14 protein-coding genes are annotated in these 15,861 nt (G+C 67.0%); 6 read left to right on the top strand and 8 right to left on the bottom strand.

The window, feature by feature from the left end; genetic code table 11:
* Nucleotides 1-44: 44 nt before the first annotated feature.
* The gene (locus tag KOR34_RS17680; RefSeq protein WP_146566639.1) at nucleotides 45-1,697 is read right to left on the bottom strand and encodes an acetolactate synthase large subunit; all 1,653 of its coding nucleotides are present in this window, start codon (nucleotides 1,695-1,697) and stop codon (nucleotides 45-47) included.
* A 162-nt stretch (nucleotides 1,698-1,859) separates the two neighbouring features.
* Nucleotides 1,860-3,059: an exodeoxyribonuclease VII large subunit gene (gene xseA / locus KOR34_RS17675; RefSeq protein WP_228714684.1), complete on the bottom strand. Its 1,200-nt coding sequence runs from the start codon at nucleotides 3,057-3,059 to the stop codon at nucleotides 1,860-1,862.
* Between the two features lie 125 nt (nucleotides 3,060-3,184).
* Here xseA and hydA point away from each other — a divergent pair, with 125 nt between their 5' ends.
* Nucleotides 3,185-4,564 (top strand): dihydropyrimidinase, encoded by a 1,380-nt coding sequence (gene hydA, locus KOR34_RS17670; protein ID WP_146566635.1) that lies wholly within the window; start codon nucleotides 3,185-3,187, stop codon nucleotides 4,562-4,564.
* A 9-nt stretch (nucleotides 4,565-4,573) separates the two neighbouring features.
* On the opposite strand, the gene KOR34_RS17665 is transcribed toward hydA, so the two are convergent.
* Entirely contained in the window at nucleotides 4,574-6,574 is a 2,001-nt protein-coding gene (locus KOR34_RS17665; RefSeq protein WP_146566633.1) for a chloride channel protein, read from the bottom strand.
* Nucleotides 6,575-6,846: 272 nt separating this feature from the next.
* Here KOR34_RS17665 and serC point away from each other — a divergent pair, with 272 nt between their 5' ends.
* The 4 genes from serC to KOR34_RS17645 all read left to right on the top strand — a co-directional run bounded on the left by serC (nucleotide 6,847) and on the right by KOR34_RS17645 (nucleotide 12,982).
* The gene (serC, locus tag KOR34_RS17660; protein ID WP_146566631.1) at nucleotides 6,847-7,935 is read left to right on the top strand and encodes a 3-phosphoserine/phosphohydroxythreonine transaminase; all 1,089 of its coding nucleotides are present in this window, start codon (nucleotides 6,847-6,849) and stop codon (nucleotides 7,933-7,935) included.
* Between the two features lie 88 nt (nucleotides 7,936-8,023).
* The gene (gene serA / locus KOR34_RS17655) at nucleotides 8,024-9,649 is read left to right on the top strand and encodes a phosphoglycerate dehydrogenase (protein WP_146566629.1); all 1,626 of its coding nucleotides are present in this window, start codon (nucleotides 8,024-8,026) and stop codon (nucleotides 9,647-9,649) included.
* 226 nt (nucleotides 9,650-9,875) lie between these two features.
* Entirely contained in the window at nucleotides 9,876-11,225 is a 1,350-nt protein-coding gene (locus KOR34_RS17650) for a tetratricopeptide repeat protein (protein WP_197531528.1), read from the top strand.
* A 293-nt stretch (nucleotides 11,226-11,518) separates the two neighbouring features.
* Nucleotides 11,519-12,982: a sulfatase-like hydrolase/transferase gene (locus KOR34_RS17645; RefSeq protein ID WP_146566625.1), complete on the top strand. Its 1,464-nt coding sequence runs from the start codon at nucleotides 11,519-11,521 to the stop codon at nucleotides 12,980-12,982.
* A gap of 3 nt (nucleotides 12,983-12,985) precedes the next feature.
* On the opposite strand, the gene KOR34_RS17640 is transcribed toward KOR34_RS17645, so the two are convergent.
* The 3 genes from KOR34_RS17640 to KOR34_RS17630 form a co-directional block, all read right to left on the bottom strand.
* A complete protein-coding gene (locus KOR34_RS17640; protein ID WP_146566623.1) occupies nucleotides 12,986-13,228 on the bottom strand; it encodes a hypothetical protein in 243 nt (80 codons plus the stop codon).
* Nucleotides 13,229-13,426: 198 nt separating this feature from the next.
* The gene (locus tag KOR34_RS17635) at nucleotides 13,427-13,792 is read right to left on the bottom strand and encodes a PilZ domain-containing protein (RefSeq protein ID WP_228714683.1); all 366 of its coding nucleotides are present in this window, start codon (nucleotides 13,790-13,792) and stop codon (nucleotides 13,427-13,429) included.
* Between the two features lie 229 nt (nucleotides 13,793-14,021).
* Complete coding sequence (locus tag KOR34_RS17630; RefSeq protein WP_146566619.1) at nucleotides 14,022-14,306, bottom strand: LuxR C-terminal-related transcriptional regulator; 285 nt, start codon at nucleotides 14,304-14,306, stop codon at nucleotides 14,022-14,024.
* 231 nt (nucleotides 14,307-14,537) lie between these two features.
* Here KOR34_RS17630 and KOR34_RS17625 point away from each other — a divergent pair, with 231 nt between their 5' ends.
* A complete protein-coding gene (locus KOR34_RS17625) occupies nucleotides 14,538-14,843 on the top strand; it encodes a hypothetical protein (protein WP_146566617.1) in 306 nt (101 codons plus the stop codon).
* A gap of 14 nt (nucleotides 14,844-14,857) precedes the next feature.
* Here KOR34_RS17625 and KOR34_RS17620 read toward each other — a convergent pair whose 3' ends face one another.
* Nucleotides 14,858-15,064: a hypothetical protein gene (locus tag KOR34_RS17620; protein WP_146566615.1), complete on the bottom strand. Its 207-nt coding sequence runs from the start codon at nucleotides 15,062-15,064 to the stop codon at nucleotides 14,858-14,860.
* Nucleotides 15,065-15,077: 13 nt separating this feature from the next.
* Nucleotides 15,078-15,698, bottom strand: coding sequence for a hypothetical protein (locus tag KOR34_RS17615; protein ID WP_146566614.1), 621 nt, complete (start codon nucleotides 15,696-15,698; stop codon nucleotides 15,078-15,080).
* Nucleotides 15,699-15,861: the final 163 nt, after the last annotated feature.

Here is a 15,861-nt window from a genome sequence, read left to right as displayed (position 1 = left end):
TACCGTGTCGATCAGGGTCGGCGGTTGCAATGGTGGTAATTCGATTAGCCAGCGGGAGTCAGCTCGGCTGACAGCTCTTTAATCTCGTTGTTCAGGACCTTGTCGCTTACGGAGTAGTCGACCGGCACGTCGATGAGGTCGACTCCCGGTTCTTCGCCAGCGGCCCGCAGCACGGGGCCCAGCTGATCAATCGAATCTACCCGCCGGCCGCGGGCGCCGTGGCACTCCGCGAACTTCACCCAGTCAGGATTGGTGAAGTCGAGCCCAAAATCTTCGAAGCCCATGTCGCCCTGCTTCCACTTGATCATGCCATAGGCGCTGTCGTTAAGGATGACAACGCTGAGGTTCATCTTCAGGCGGACGGCGGTTTCCAATTCCTGAGCGTTCATCATGAAGCCGCCGTCGCCGCAGATCGCCATCACCTTGCGGTTCGGGTGGACCAGGTGCGCCGCCATCGCCGACGGCAGACCCGCGCCCATGCTGGCAAGCGCGTTGTCCAGCAGCACGGTGTTAGGCTGGCGGGCCCTGTAGTTGCGCGCGAACCAAATCTTGTACATGCCGTTGTCCAGTGCCAGGATGCCGTCGTCGGGCATCACACGCTGAATCTCGTGCACCAGCCGGATCGGCGAGACCGGGAAGCCATCGTCGACCAGGTAGGGGGCTATGTGCTCTTGCTCCGCGTCTCGCGCGGCGAAGAACGGGCCAAAATCCCAGCTGTCGCGGGGGCGGACCTCGTTGCCCAGCCTCCAGACGCTGTGGGCGATGTCCCCCACGACCTCGACCTGGGGGAAGTAGACCGGGTCGACCTCGGCGGAAGTAAAGTTTATGTGCACTACCCTCACGCCGCCGGGCGTCATGAAGAATGGCGGCTTCTCGACCACGTTGTGACCGATGTTGACGATCAGATCCGCCGCGTCGATCGCGCGGTGCAGGAAGTCGCCGGACGAGAGCGCCGCGTTCCCCAGGCAGAGCGGGTCGGTCTCGTCGCCAACGCCCTTGCCCATCTGGGTGGCGAAGAAGGGGATCCCCGTCAGGTTGACGAGACGGCGGATCGCGCGGCAGGTCAGCTTGCGGTTGGCGGCCGCGCCGATCAGGATCAGCGGCCGCTCGGCCGACTCGATCAGCTCCACCGCCTGACGGATCGACTTGTCCTCGGCCACGGGCCGTCGCGACCGGCTGGCGGGCATGACCGGCTCGTCGGTGGACTCGCGGGCGATGTCCTCGGGCAGCTCCAGGTGGACCGCGCCGGGGCGTTCCTCCTCGGCCAGCCGGAACGCCTCGCGGATCCGCGAGGGGATGTTGTCGCCGCTGACGATCTGCTTGGTGTACTTAGTGATCGGCCGCATCATGTCGACCGTGTCGATGATCTGGAAGTGCCCCTGCTTGCTGCTCTTGATCGGCTTCTGCCCGGTGATCATCAGCATTGGCATGGCGCCGAGCTGGGCGTAGGCGGCGGCGGTGACGAAGTTCGTGGCGCCCGGACCCAGTGTTGACAGGCAGACACCCGCCTTGCCGGTCAGGCGTCCGTAGGTGGCCGCCATGAAGCCGGCGGCCTGCTCGTGGCGGGTGATGACCAACCGGATCGTGGACCGGGACAGCGAGTCGAGCAGGTCGAGGTTCTCTTCGCCAGGGATGCCGAAGATGTACTCGACGCCCTCGGCCTCTAGCGCTCGGACGAATAGGTCGGAAGCCTTCATACGCTCCTCAAGTATTGAGCCCGGGAATCGGCCTGAAACTGTAGGTCCCCTCTGCCCGTCGCCGACTTACGGGCGTCCGGCTAGGGCGGGATTCTGCAAACACGCCCTCCTTGCCGCTCTCTGCGATGGGTTGTTTCGGTTTTGCAAGTCGGCCGTCGAACGCTAATCGACTGTGGCGGAGGCTTCACCCTCCGCGAATCGCAGGCTAACCCGTTCGCCGGGGCGGAGCTGAGCCGCGTCACGCACAATCCGGCCCTTGGAGTCCTGGGTGATGCTGTATCCGCGGGACAGCACGGCAAGCGGGCTGAGCGAATGAAGCCTGCCTGCCGCCGCGTCGAGCAGACGCCGGTGTTGGTCCGTGAGTCGACGCACCGCACGCTCGGCGGTGAGCTGCAGCTCGTCGAGCCGCCCCGAGTGGTCCTGGATCAGCGAGTACGGCCTGGCTAGCGGGCGGCGGCTGGCGAGCGCTTCGAGCCGCTGCCGTCGCAGCTGCGTCGCGCGGCGGGCGGTGCCGTGCAGCCGGTTGTGCAGCGTCTGCACCCGGCCAGCGAACTCGTCGCCGGAGGGGATGACGCGCTCGGCGGCCTCGCTAGGGGTAAACGCTCGGACATCGGCGGCCAAGTCGCACAGCGTGACGTCGATCTCGTGCCCCACCGCCGAGACGGTTGGGATTTCCGAAGCTGCTACGGCGCGGACCACTGGCGCTTCGTTGAAGCACCACAGGTCCTCGATGCTGCCGCCGCCACGTCCGACTACCAGCACGTCTAGCGCCGGCCGGACCCGGTTGGCGAGCTGCACCGCGGCGGCGATCTCCTCGGCGGCGCCATCGCCCTGGACTCGCGTGGGGATGACCAGCACCTGGGTGCCGCTCCACCGGCGGCGGGCGACCTCCAGGAAGTCGCGGATAGCGGCGCCGGTCGGGCTGGTGACAAACCCGACCCGTCTAGGAAACGACGGCAGCGGCCGCTTGCGGTCCGCGTCGAACAGCCCCTCCGCCGTGAGCTTCTCTTTGAGCTGCCGCAGAGCGAGCTCCAGCGACCCGACCCCTTGGGGCTGGGCCTGGTCGATGACGAGCTGGTAGCTGCCCCGCGGGGCGTACAGGTCAAGCCGGCCGTGGCAGACAATCTCCAGGCCGTCGGTGAGGTCGAACTTGAGTCGCGCCGCGGACCCCTTCCAAACCACCGCTCGGATCTGCGCGTGCTGGTCCTTCAGTGTGAAGTAGCAGTGTCCCGACGCGGGGCGGGCAAAGTTAGAGACCTCGCCTGTCACCCAGACCGAGGGGAAGGACTCCTCGACGAGTCCCTTGATCTGGGCGGTTAGCTCCGCCACGCTCATCGCGGGATGGTCGGGTCCTGGGGGCATGCTGCTCATTGTCCAGTTCTCGTCGAAACGGGAAAGGGGAAGGGCCTGCCAATTGCAAATCCGCGGGGGTTGTGCCAGAGTCCATCACACAAGACGCAAGCACCCAATTCCGGAGGGCACCTCGCATGTCGCTGCTGATCACTGGCGGACGGATCGTCACGGACAAGGACGACTATGTCGCGGACATCCTGTGCGACGGCGAGACCATAGCTGCGATCGGGTCGCAACTCTCAGCTCCGCAGGACGCCACGGTGATCGACGCGGCCGGCAAGCTAGTGATGCCGGGGTTCATCGATCCGCACGTCCACGTCTACCTGCCGTTCATGGGCACGTACGCCAAGGACGATTGGGACTCCGTGAGCCGGGCGGCGATTGTGGGCGGGACGACGTCGCTCATTGAGATGATCTGCCCCGGCCGCGACGAAGACCCGTGGGACGCCTACCAGCTCTGGCGGGGCAAGGCCGAGGGCACTGCCGCCTGCGACTTCAGCTTCCATATGGGGGTCACGAACTGGACCCAGCAAACGCCCGACCTGCTCCGCCGGATCGTGGACGACGGGGTCGCGAGCTTCAAGGTGTTCCTCGCCTACAAGGGCGCGCTGGGCGTGGACGACCAGGAGCTCTTCAACACGCTAGAGCTTGCCGAGCAACTAGGCGTGATCGTCACGGCCCACTGCGAGAATGAGACCCTCGTCGCGGAGCTGCAGCAGCGGCTGCTGGCCGCCGGCAGGACGGGCCCCGAGTGGCACGAGCCATCGCGTCCGACGATCGTCGAGGCCTCCGGCGTTGAGCACATCACGACCTTCGCTCAACTGACCGGCGCGCATGTCTACGTCGTGCATACCAGCAACCAGGCCGCGGTTGAGGCCGCCGCCGCCGCGCGCAGCCGCGGGGTGAACGTGTGGGTCGAGACGGTCATCTCTTACCTCACACTCGACGAGACCTACGCGCAGAAGCCCGACTTCGAGGGCGCCAAGTACGTGATGTCGCCGCCGATACGCGGCAAGGCGGAGCAGGAGTACCTGTGGCGGGCGTTGGCCGCCGGCGAGGTCAGCACGGTCGCCACCGACCACGCGCCGTTCGACTTCCACGGCCAGAAGGAGATGGGCCGCGACAACTTTACTCTGATTCCCAACGGCATCCCCAGCGTGCAGGACCGCGTCAACCTGCTGTACACGCACGGCGTCGCGACGGGGAAGATCGACCTGCAGCGATTCGTCGACTCCGCCAGCACCCAGGCCGCCAAGCTGTTTGGCCTGTATCCCCAGAAGGGCGCCATCCAGGTTGGGGCCGACGCGGATCTGGTGGTCTACGACCCCGGCTACCGCGGCAAGATCTCAGCCGACACGCACCTGATGAACACCGACTACAGCGCGTTCGAGGGATGGGAGATTAAAGGTCGGCCGGAGGTGGTGACCGTCCGCGGAAAGGTGATGGCCGAGGGCGGGCAGTTTGTCGGTGAATTAGGCCACGGCAGGTTCCTCGCGCGTAAGCCAACCCACTAGCAGGCCCGGCTAGTGCCGCCGCAGCATTTCCTGCCGGTACCGCTTGATGACATCCGCCCGCAGAAGCAGCCCTACCAGGCGGCGGTTGTCGTCCTTGCCTACTTCGACGGGCAGGGTCTCGACGTCACGCGCGCCAAAGTCCCGCATCGCCTCGATCAGGTTCTGAGCGGGGTGCAGCGCTAGCGGCGTCTTCAACGCGATGTCTTCGGCGTTTACGAGCACCGGCGAGATATCGCTGTCGAGCACACGGTGCAGGTCCTCGGCGCGGATGATCCCGGTGAGTTTGCCGTCGTCGCTCATGACCGGCAGGCTTTCGATTTCCGGGTTCTGCCTCGCGATCCGGATGATCTCCAACGCGTTGTCCTCAGGGCTAAGGGTCGGGAAGTGCCGGATCATCACGTCCCGCACCATGATGTGGTCGAGGTTGTGCAGGTCGTGCCCGCGGGCGATTTTCTCGCCGCGACGGCTCAGCTTCTTGTAGTAGATGCTCTCAGGGTCGATCACGGTGGCGATCAGGCTCGACAGGCCGGCGGCCGCCATGATTGGCAGAATGACCTCGTAGCGGTTAGTCATCTCGTACACGATGAGGATGGCCGACAGCACGCCATGCGTAGTGCCCGCGACGACCGCGCCCATGCCAACGATAGCGTACATGCCGGGCGAGTGGCTCGACTCTGGGAACGCCGCATTCATCAGCAGTCCAAAGCACGCGCCGAGCGTCGCCCCCAAGTAGAGCGATGGCGCAAACACCCCGCCCGACCCTCCGCCGGCCAGGGTCATGCTTGTCAGCAGCGGCTTGAGCAGCACCAGCGGCAGCAGCCACCAGAGTTCGGCAAGCAGGTCATCGGGCGCGAGCCAGACGGATTTGTCGGCGCCCTCGCCACGCCTCATCCGCTGCAGGCGCTGCCCGACCTCCACGCCCAGGTCGATAAGGTCCTGCGGCTCGCCGACATCCTGCTTGGCAATTGGCTTGAGGTGCAGAGCGTGGTCAACCACGTTGTAGCCCACGCCCATCACCGCGGGCAGCGTGCGGCGACCCTCATCTTTGAGCTCGACAAACTCTTTGGACAGCACCGGCGGCCAAGCGGGGTAGAGCAGACCAACCACGCCGATGAGCAGGCCGATGACCACCGCCCGCCGTGGCCAGTCCGGCAGCCACGCGTGGACGACGTCCTCGGTCTTGTAGACCAGCTTGGTGAACCCCACCGCCGCGAGGCCCGCGACCAGACCCAGCACAAGGTAGGCCGGCAGCAGCGCCCACGCGCCGGCGAAGTCGTAGCCGTCGAGCTGGCCAAAGGCGGCCTCAAAGCGGTGCTCGCCGTGGTGCTGCTGCACGATGTCGGCCACGACGCTGGCCAGCACGATCGGCGTCAGCGACTCGACCGCAAAGCTACCGAGGATGATCTCGCTGGCGAAGATTACGCCGGCCAGTGGCGCGTTGAACGTCGCGCTGATGCCGGCCGCCGCGCCCGCCGCGACCAGCACCTTTACGTTCCTTGCCGAGAGCTGGAACAGCTGCCCAGCCGAGCTGCCCAGCGCGCTGCCAATCTGCACGATCGGCCCCTCGCGGCCTACCGACCCGCCGGTGCCGATGGTGACCCCGCTGGCCAGGATCTTCACCAGCGCCACCATCGGGCGGATCCGCCCGTCATTGCGGGCGACCGCGGTGATCACCTCCGGCACACCGTGCCCTTGGGCCTCCGGTGCGAAGCGGCGGGTGAACCACGACACAAACAGCAGACCTGCCGCCGGGCTGACGACGACCGCCAGGCTCCACCACCAGGCGTTGCCCAGGTGGTCGTTCGCCCCGCCGTAGGTCAGGTGGGTGATGGTCTCGATGATCCAGGTGAAGGCCACCGCGCCGAAGCCCGCCAGCAAACCAGTGATGCCCGCCAGGATGATAGTGAGGGTGCCCCCCGGGATGGCGCCCCGCTGCGCGACCGAGTCGACCGCCTCGCGTAGCGTCTGACGCAGGTCGGAGGGGTCGGCGGCGTCAGGGGAGGGGGGCATGCGGGCGGGGGCTGGGGGCCGGGCGGCCCGCAGAAAGGCGTGGCGGCAGTGGGCGGCGCGAAGCCTTTCAGAGTAGGGCCACCGGCGTGAAGGTTCTAGTGCCGGCTCGCCGTCTGGGGGGTGCGCGTCTGCAAGGAATTACCGCGTGTTTTGAGCCGGCGGCCCCTTAGCGAGCGGGGCCGCCCGGCGGTAGAATATCGTCCTTTTCAACCGCACCGCGGCCGCCCTCTGGGCGCCGCCAGCCACCTCCGACCAGCATCGCCCCGACCGCCATGGATGAGAGAGTCTACAACTTTTCGGCCGGCCCCGCCGTCCTGCCCGTTCCCGTCCTCGAGCAGATCCGCGACGAGATGCTCTGTCTGCCGGGCGCGGGGGCGTCGATCCTCGAGATCAGCCACCGCGGGGGACCGTTCACGGAGATCATCCAGTCCGCCGAGGCGAACCTCCGCAAGCTGCTCGATATCTCCGACGACTACGCGGTGCTGTTCCTGCAGGGCGGCAGCCGGCTGCAGTTCTCGATGATCCCCATCAACCTGCTGGGCGAGGGGCAGTCCGCCGATTACATCCTGACGGGGTCGTGGGGCAAGAAGGCCCTGCAGGAGGCCCAGAAGGAAGGCAAGACCCGCGTTGCGTTTACGGCGAAGGACTCTGGCTTTGACCACGTGCCCGCCGAAGGCGACCTCGACCTCGACCCGAACGCCGCGTACTGCCACTACACCTGCAACGAAACCATCGAGGGAGTGCAGTTTGCCGGCGAACCCGACACTGGCGATGTGCCGCTGATTTGCGACGCCTCGAGCGACTTCCTGCACCGCAAGCTGGACGTCAGCCGGTACGGGATGATCTACGCCTGCGCCCAGAAGAACGCCGGCCCGTCGGGCGTGACCGTGGTCATCATGCGGAAGGACCTGGCCGAACGCTCGGGCGACAACCTCCCGTCGTACCTCAGCTACAAGAACCACGTGCAGGAGGAGTCGCTTGGCAACACGCCCCCAACGTTCGGGATCTACGTCGTTGACCTGGTGGCCAAGTGGCTGCTCAACGAGATCGGCGGCCTGGACAAGATGTTCGATCGCAACAAGGCGAAGGCTCTGAAGCTGTACGATGTGATCGACGCCCACACCGACGTCTACAAAGGGCACGCCCAGCCGCACAGCCGCAGCGTGATGAACGTCACGTTCAACCTGCCGTCGGACGAGCTCACCAGCAGGTTCCTGAGCGAGGCCAAGAAGCACAAGCTCGACGCGCTCAAGGGCCACCGCTCGGTCGGCGGCATCCGCGCCTCGATCTACAACGCCATGCCGATCGAAGGCGTCGACGCCCTGGCCAGCTTCATGACCGACTTCGCGAAGAGCTGCTAGCCGGCCGCGATAAACTTACCGACGGGCGGCCAACCGACGGGTCACGGGCCGCCACCCACCACCAAACTACCCACCCCGCACCACTACCATGCCAAGCGTTATTGTCCTGGATGACTTGTCGCAAGAAGGCCTCGACCTGCTCGAGGCCGCCGAAGGGATCACCTACGAGGTCCGCACCGGACTCAAGGGGGACGACCTCCGCCAGGCGCTCTCCGAGTTTGACGGCGCGATCTGCCGCAGCGGCGTGAAGCTGACCCCCGACGTGCTCGACGGGCAGACCAGGCTGAAGGCGGTGGTGCGGGCGGGCGTCGGCACCGACAATATCGACAAGCCGGCCGCCACCCGCGCGGGCATCGTGGTGATGAACACGCCGGCGGGCAACACTGTCAGCACCGCCGAGCACGCGTTCGCGTTGATGCTGGCGATGAGCCGCAACGTGGCCCCGGCCTACCAGAGCCTGCTGGAGGGCCGCTGGGACCGCAAGAAGTTCATGGGGACCCAGCTGGCCGGCAAGACGCTCGGCGTGGTGGGGCTAGGCCGCATCGGCTTGGCCTTGGTCGAACGGGCCCAGGCGTTCGAGATGAACGTTATCGGCTACGACCCTTTCATGTCGGCCGAACGCGCCGCCGAGCTCGGCATCGAGCTGGTGGCCGAGGTCCGCGAGATGCTGCCGAAGATCGACTACCTGTCGGTCCACACGCCGCTGACCGAAGAGACCAAGAACCTGATCAGCACCGCCGAGATCGAGATCATCAAGCCCGGCGCGCGGCTGGTGAATGCCGCCCGCGGCGGTATCTACGACGAGGCCGCGCTGGTCGAGGGCTTGAAGAGCGGCAAGCTGGGTGGCGTCGCGCTGGACGTCTACCCGGAGGAGCCCTGCACCGAGAGCCCGCTGTTCGGCCTGCCCGGCGTGGTCTGCACGCCGCACCTGGGCGCCAGCACCGAGGAGGCCCAGACCAACGTCGCGGTTGAGGCGGTCGAGCTGCTCACCGCGTACCTCACCACCGGCGCCATCCGTTGCGCCGTGAACGTTCCGTCGGTCGACCCCAAGACGCTGGAGTCGGTCCGCGGCTACCTGGACGTAGCGCACCGCCTGGGCCGCATGGCCGCCGGGCTGGCGCCCAGCGGCGTCAAGAGCTGCAAGCTCCACTACCGCGGTGAGGTCTGCGACCGCGACACAAAGCTGCTGACCTCCGCCTTTGCGGCCGGTCTGCTCGAGGGCGCCCTCGACGAGACCGTCAACCTCATCAACGCCGAGACCCTGCTCCGCGACCGTGGCATCGAGGTGGTCGAGGAGTGCAACAGCGACATGGGCGCCTTCCGCTCGTCGATCTCAGTCGAGGTGGCCGCGGGCGGCGCGACCCGCCAGATCGCGGGCACGCTATTCGGCCAGTCGATGCCGCGCCTTGTCGGGATCGACGACTACCGCCTCGAGGCGTTCCTCGACGGCTGCCTGCTGGTGTTCAGCCACAAGGACGTGCCCGGCATCATCGGCGGAATCGGCGCCGCGCTCGGCGGGCACGGGGTCAACATCGCGCAGATGGCGGTGGGCCGCGCGGGCAATCAGCCGGGGGGCGACGCCATCGGCGTGCTCAACATCGACGGCGAGCCGCCACAGGAGGCCATCGACGCACTCCTCAAGATCGACGGCATCACCAGCGCCAAGGTCGTGCACCTGCCGGCGGCCGGAACGCTGCCGGCCTGGCTCGGCTAGGCCCGCCGACGTGGGCTGTTTATCGCGGCAACCGGCGTGACCGGCAGAACCCGACCGCCTGCCGTCGCGTACGATAGGTAGTTTGCGCGCCGGCGTGCCGCGCTTAGCCGAATCGTCTACAATCGAGATGACCGGCGCCCGCGGCGCCACGCCGCCCACACCGCGGCCGCCGCAGCCGCTCCTCCGAAACAACTTCTTCGTTCTCCATCGACCACAGGTGTTCCTGATGACCCCCGTACCCACTCTCCGCCATGGACTGGCGGCCCTCGGCGCGGCCGTGTTGCTGCTGACCGCCGGCCAGGCATCGGCGCAGATTACCAACCAGGCGCTGATCGGCGACGCCGTTTCGGACGCCGACGCCTCGCGCTACTCGGACGTGAAGAACGCCATCGAACGCTACGGCAACCGCGACATCGTCGCCGCCCGCACGTTCCTCGAGACCGCCAAACGCAAGAACCCGAAGCTGCCGCCGGTTGCCGTGATGCTGGCCAAGCTCCACGCTTTGGCCGGAAACGCCAACGCGGTGCGCCCTGCGCTGGAGGACTGCATCACCGAGGCGCCCGACGACCCCGAGCCGTACCTGATCCTGGCCGAGGATTCGATCCGCGGCAACCGCACCATCGAGGCCGACGCGCTGTTCGACAAGGCGGTCAAGCTGATGCAGGAGTACGACGCCAACGCTAAGCGGAAGCGTGACTTCATGATCCGCGCCTACAGCGGCCGAACCCGCATCGCCCAGGCCCGCAAGAAGTGGGACCAGGCCGAGTCCGACCTGCAGGAGCTGCTGAAGGTCGACCCCGAGAACGCCGCCGCGTTGTTCGCGACCGGCCAGATCCTGTTTGTGGTCGACCCGCCACGAGCAAAGGAGGGCCTGGCCGCTTTCGACAAGGCCCGCAAGATCAACGAGAACCTCGACCACCCATACGTCGCGGCCGGCAAGACCTTCGAGAGTCAGGGCAAGTCGAGCGAGGCGATGCAGTACTTCCAGGGCGCCTACAAGGCGGCCCCCAACGACGAGTCGGTGATCGTCGCCTACGGGCAGGCGCTGCTGAAGGACGAGAAGGTCGACGAGGCCAAGAAGGTGCTCACCGCGGGCGCTAAGCAGCACCCCGGCTCCGCGAACGTTTGGCTGCTGCTGGGCGTCGCCGACCGCATGGGCGGTGACCTCGACCAGGCGGAGAAAAACTTCCTGCGGACCGTCGCGTACGCCCCGGCCAACGCGGTCGCCTACGGTCAGCTGGCGCTGACGCTGATCGAGAGCTCCGACGATGAGGACAAGCGGCGGGCGCTCAACTTCGCCGCCACCAGTCAGAAGCTGAGTCCCGACAACCCGGACGCCAACATCACGCTGGCCTGGGCGCTCTACGAAAACGGCCAGAGCCGCCAAGGATCGGCCCTGCTGCAGAACCTCAAGCTGGGCAACATCGACCCGGACTCGACCCTGCTGCTGGCCAAGGTGCTGATGATGAACAATCAGAAGGAGGGCGCCAAGCGGCTGCTGACGCAGGCGCTGGAAGACAAACGCCACATCTTCGTCAAACGCGGTGAGGCCGAGAAGATGCTCGCCGGCCTGTAGCACGCCGGCCCGGCCCCGCGGGGCCCGCCCAATCGGGATTGCGAACTAAAAAAGGTCGTGGCAGGTCGATCCGTCGTCCTGCCACGACCTTTATCCTGAAGCAAGACACACGCGAGCGTGCCTCGCCCTCCCGTTTCCTAGTCCTTAGTATCGGCCGAACGGGTCGTTCAGGTGAGAGGAATCCTCCGCTTCGCACGGATGCGGCTTGTTCTGCATGCCCCGCTGGCAATCTATGCCGGCTGGGGGAACCGCCCGGCGTCGGCCTGCTGGCGCCCCAACTTGTCGGCCTGCCTATGCTCAGCTCCCCCGCGATCCGATGCAGTCTGTTGATACTGGCCGCGTCGACGCTGTGCCCGTCCGCACTGGCCGAGGCGGCGCCGGGGCGGCCCAACCTGCTTTTGGTCTTCATCGACGATATGGGCTGGGGCGACCTCTCGTGCTTCCGAGAGGACTCCGCGCCGGGCCCCACGACCGAGCACATCGACCGCTTGGCCGCCGAGGGGCTCCGCTTCACGCAGTTCTACGTGAACTCCCCAATATGTTCACCCAGCCGGTGCGCCATCACTACGGGGCAGTACCCGCAGCGGTGGCGAATCACGTCGTACCTCGACAACCGCCGGGCGAATAAACGCCGTGGCGTCGCGGACTGGCTCGACCCCGAGGCGCCCACCCTGGCCCGAGAGCTCCAACGCAGCGGCTACGCGACCGGACACTTCGGCAAGTGGCACCTGGGCGGGCAGCGCGACGTCGGAGACGCGCCGCTCATCACACGCTACGGCTACGACCAGTCACTAACCAACTTCGAGGGCCTGGGGCCCCGTGTGCTGCCGTTGTGTGACGCGCACGACGGCCGCGCCCCGCACCCACATGCGTTGGGCTCTGATAAGCTGGGCCGCGGTCCCATCGAGTGGCGCGACCGCGCGTACGTTACCCAGGCGTTCACGGAGTCGGCCATCCGGTTCATCCAGGCCGCCGCCCACCGGGGCCAGCCGTTCTACGTCAACCTCTGGCCGGACGACGTGCACTCGCCGTTCTTCCCGCCCGCCGACCTGAGGGGCGACGGCGGCAAACGCGCCCGCTACCACGGGGTGCTCGACGCGATGGACCAGCAGCTCGGCGAACTGTTCACCCTGATCCGCGACGACCCCCGCCTGCGCGACAACACGCTTATCCTGGTCTGCAGCGACAACGGTCCCGAGCCGGGCGCCGGCAGCGCCGGCCCGCTGCGGGGAGTCAAGGCGACGCTCTACGAGGGCGGCGTCCGCTCGCCGTTGATTGCGTGGGGCCCCGGCGTGCTGGCCGACGGTGTGCGAGACGCTGTCAACGATAACTCGGTCCTCGCCGCGTTCGATCTGCCGCCAACCCTGCTGGCGATCGCCGGCATTGAGTCGCCGCTGGTCGACCGCGCCGACGGGCAGCCCCTGCCGGACGTGATCCGCGGCGCCTCACGGGCGTCGCACCAGGGCCCGATCTTCTTCCGCCGCCCGCCCGACCGAAACCGTTTCGGCGGCGTCCCTGACGCCAACCTGCCGGACCTCGCTGTCCGCGATGGCCGATGGAAGCTGCTCTGCGAGTACGACGGCGCCGACGCCCAGCTGTACGACCTCGGCCAAGACCCGGGCGAGACGACCAACGTCGCGGGGGAGCACTCCGCGGTCACGCAGCGGCTCACCCGCGCGGCGGTTGACTGGCACGCCGCGATGCCGCCCGACCGCGGCCCCGAATTGCAGGCCCGCGCCGCGCAGCGGGCGCAGTAGCCGCTACCGGAAGTCGCTCGGGCGGAAGCCGTTGTAGGCGTCGTTGTACCAGTTGTCGAGCCGGCGGAACCGTTCGTACTCGCCCCGCGCAATCCCGGACGAGTACTTGAAGTTGCTCATGCTGTAGGTGGTCCGCGGCGCCGCCCTCCGGCGCCGCCATCGCCAGGCCGCGTCGGCCTGTTCGGCCACAAAGGACACGGTCAACGCGGCCGCCGCGGCCGACAGGAAGAGCTTGCGGGCATTCATCAGGTATTCCTCCGGGTGTAGGGCTAGGGGCCGCCGATCGGCAGAGCCCATGACTCTCCTACGCAGGCCCGGCAGGACTGTTACGGAGCGAACCTCGGAATTCCTCCCCCGACCGGGCAACCCGCAGAGATACTCTGGGGCGGAAGGATACCGTGACGCCTGGCCAGCTGTAGGCGTCGCCGACGACTGCAGCCGTGGCTACGAATCGGCGTGACCAACGTGGACGGCCCCGCAGCGGTACCGGTCCTTCGCGTGGCGGATGCACCGCTTGACCACGACCTCTAGTCGGCTGCCATTGGGCAGCCAGATCTCGACCGTAGCGGGCGGGATGAGGGCCACCGGGGAATAGAATCCCAGGCCCGACCGGGAGACGTCGCACAAGTAGGCGCCGAACAGCTGCTTGTTGTGGCGGAGGATGCCCCACGCCGGGAGCGAAGTGCGCGGATGCGCCCGCTTGCTGTCTGCCGCCTCCGCGACGGCGCCGGTGGCGGGCGGCGGCCCGTTCGGCTTGGCCGGAAGGTCGACGCACGCGACCACCTGGTCCCAGGTTGGATCGCTGGGCAATGCTTGGGAATCGATGGGGGCCACGGCGTCGTCCTCGCCACTTACTGGGCCGCACTAAGCCTGGCCGCGGCGCATCCCGCGGACGAAGCTTTTGGGCTGGGTTCACGGCTGGCGCCGCTACCCAACTCTACCGTGCGGAGAGCCCCGGCAGGGTAGGTCGGTGGTGCGGTGTGCCGCTGCCCGCGGGCAGGTTGGCCCGAGTGTAGCGGTTGGCCGGCGCGACTACGGGCTAGCCCCAGGCCGGGGTGGTCGCGTCGCTAGTGTGGGCCTCAGGGGCGGGGACGCGCGGCGTTTCGACGACGCTGTGGTCGGGCGTCGCACCTTGCCGCTTCCGCTGGGCGTAGAGGTAGCCGAGCTGTGCTGCCGACTTGGCTCCTAGCTTCTGCATCACCTTGTGCCGGTGGAGCTCCATCGTACGCAGGGCGATGCCGAGCTTGTTCGCCGCGCCCTTGTTCGACTCGCCCGAGACCAACAGGTCCAGCAGCTTAATCTCGCGTTCTTGTAGTTCAGGCATGGGTTCTCGTTCAATCAGGGGGAGGGCTCTGATCCAATTCTTGCTAGGTGGTCACACTGCAACCACCAAATCTGCGGGGGCCGGGTGCGAAATCCAGGGTGGCGAATCGGAACAACCGGCGCAACCCGTATGCAACGAACACCACGACCTGCGGACCGGCGGGAACGCGCGGGCCCAAGATAGCCGGGCGCCGGCCGCTGTGGCCCGCGAGCCATTAAGATGCCCGCCGCCATGCCCGTCCCCGCCCACTCAACGCCCGTCTGCAGGCAGCCGCCGGCGCCTTTGCCCCAGGGCGTCACGCGGTGCCGTCATGCCGGCCCGGCCACTACCCTCGAGGACTGCGCCGCGGTGCGACTGGAACTGCACAAGCCGGACGGCCGCGGCACGCTGGCCTGGATCCTGTGGCGGGAACCGACGCGCAAGGCCGTGAGGGTCCGCCCCCTGACCGCCGCCAGGATTACCCAGCTGCGTCCGGGCGATCGGGTGGAGGTGGCGGGACTGGAGTACACAGTTGCGGGGCTTGAGGTGTGGCGTTAGGAGCCACAAGCCCATCAGCCAAACACGCCCAACACCATCAAGAGGCCGCAGAGCGCCACAAGGAGCCCCGCGACGAAGTGGAACGCGTGGACCCGATCTCCCCACAGCAAGCGGGACCGCGCGACCAGCAAGCGGTAGACGACAAAGTCGCTCCGCGCGGCGGCCCACCAGGACATCAGCAGCCCGATTGCGATCATCAGGCCGCCCCAGAATGTGTGCATGCTTCCCTCGCGGCTACTGGCGGGGTCGTCCGAGCAGAACGACGCTTGCTAAGGCGGCGAGGGAAACGCCGGTAGGCGAAGGGACCACCACGGCGTCGAGGATGACCAGGTTGCCCTGTGGAATGAGGTGCGGAAAGTGGGCCGGCGGGAAATCGGGTTCCGGTTCCGACATGCCGACAAGGAAGGCAAGGCTGTTGTAGGTCATCACGTTGAGAGGGCTGGCGTCGTCCCCCACCGAAGAAATGATCAGGCGGCCATCGATCGAACCATCGCGGATTGACGAGAAGTCAACGACGGCCTGGGTCACCATCTCGTTGCTGTCGGGGCTGGTGAAGAGCGCAGGCAAGTCCTGACGCAGGCCGATGGCGTTGTCTGTCGTGAACGATCCTAGGAGCTGATCCCCGTCGAACAGGGCGAACTCGAAGAGGTATTCAATCCCAGAGTTCCCTCTTGCGTTCGAGTTTCCTATGGCGATGGTATCTGCGTCCGGCAGGCGGGGGCTGGGCGTTTCAAACGAGATAACGAGCTTCTGCCCGTAGCGCAGGTCGAGCGGAAAGAAGGCGTCATCCGCGTGGGCCACGCCGCCCGCGACAGCCGTTAACGCCAGCAGCAGGCTGGCTGGTTTCAACTTCATTAGACTCTCCTGCCGGTGTTCTCAAGGAGGTGCAGCCTGTCCACCGTAGCCGCGTGGCTACCCGCTTGCAAGCTAAACGTGCAGGCGTTGGCTCCGCCCGCCGAATTGCCGAGGCTGAGCACCAAAGCGAGAGTATCGGACGGGGCTCCCTGGCTGGCGAAGC

It is taken from the genome of Posidoniimonas corsicana (genome assembly GCF_007859765.1).
In the GTDB taxonomy this organism is placed as follows: domain Bacteria; phylum Planctomycetota; class Planctomycetia; order Pirellulales; family Lacipirellulaceae; genus Posidoniimonas; species Posidoniimonas corsicana.
The sequence above is the reverse complement of the archived record's forward strand: the minus strand, read 5'-3'. Positions and strand labels throughout refer to the sequence as shown.

Bases quoted from the DNA above. Each gene is read 5' to 3' on its own strand.
- KOR34_RS17640 (WP_146566623.1), bottom strand. From the start codon at position 13,228: ATGAATGCCCGCAAGCTCTTCCTGTCGGCCGCGGCGGCCGCGTTGACC.
- KOR34_RS17630 (WP_146566619.1), bottom strand. From the start codon at position 14,306: ATGCCTGAACTACAAGAACGCGAGATTAAGCTGCTGGACCTGTTGGTC.
- KOR34_RS17650 (WP_197531528.1), top strand. From the start codon at position 9,876: ATGACCCCCGTACCCACTCTCCGCCATGGACTGGCGGCCCTCGGCGCG.
- KOR34_RS17645 (WP_146566625.1), top strand. From the start codon at position 11,519: ATGCTCAGCTCCCCCGCGATCCGATGCAGTCTGTTGATACTGGCCGCG.
- serC (WP_146566631.1), top strand. From the start codon at position 6,847: ATGGATGAGAGAGTCTACAACTTTTCGGCCGGCCCCGCCGTCCTGCCC.
- serA (WP_146566629.1), top strand. From the start codon at position 8,024: ATGCCAAGCGTTATTGTCCTGGATGACTTGTCGCAAGAAGGCCTCGAC.
- KOR34_RS17620 (WP_146566615.1), bottom strand. From the start codon at position 15,064: ATGCACACATTCTGGGGCGGCCTGATGATCGCAATCGGGCTGCTGATG.
- hydA (WP_146566635.1), top strand. From the start codon at position 3,185: ATGTCGCTGCTGATCACTGGCGGACGGATCGTCACGGACAAGGACGAC.
- KOR34_RS17615 (WP_146566614.1), bottom strand. From the start codon at position 15,698: ATGAAGTTGAAACCAGCCAGCCTGCTGCTGGCGTTAACGGCTGTCGCG.
- xseA (WP_228714684.1), bottom strand. From the start codon at position 3,059: ATGCCCCCAGGACCCGACCATCCCGCGATGAGCGTGGCGGAGCTAACC.
- KOR34_RS17680 (WP_146566639.1), bottom strand. From the start codon at position 1,697: ATGAAGGCTTCCGACCTATTCGTCCGAGCGCTAGAGGCCGAGGGCGTC.
- KOR34_RS17625 (WP_146566617.1), top strand. From the start codon at position 14,538: ATGCCCGTCCCCGCCCACTCAACGCCCGTCTGCAGGCAGCCGCCGGCG.
- KOR34_RS17665 (WP_146566633.1), bottom strand. From the start codon at position 6,574: ATGCCCCCCTCCCCTGACGCCGCCGACCCCTCCGACCTGCGTCAGACG.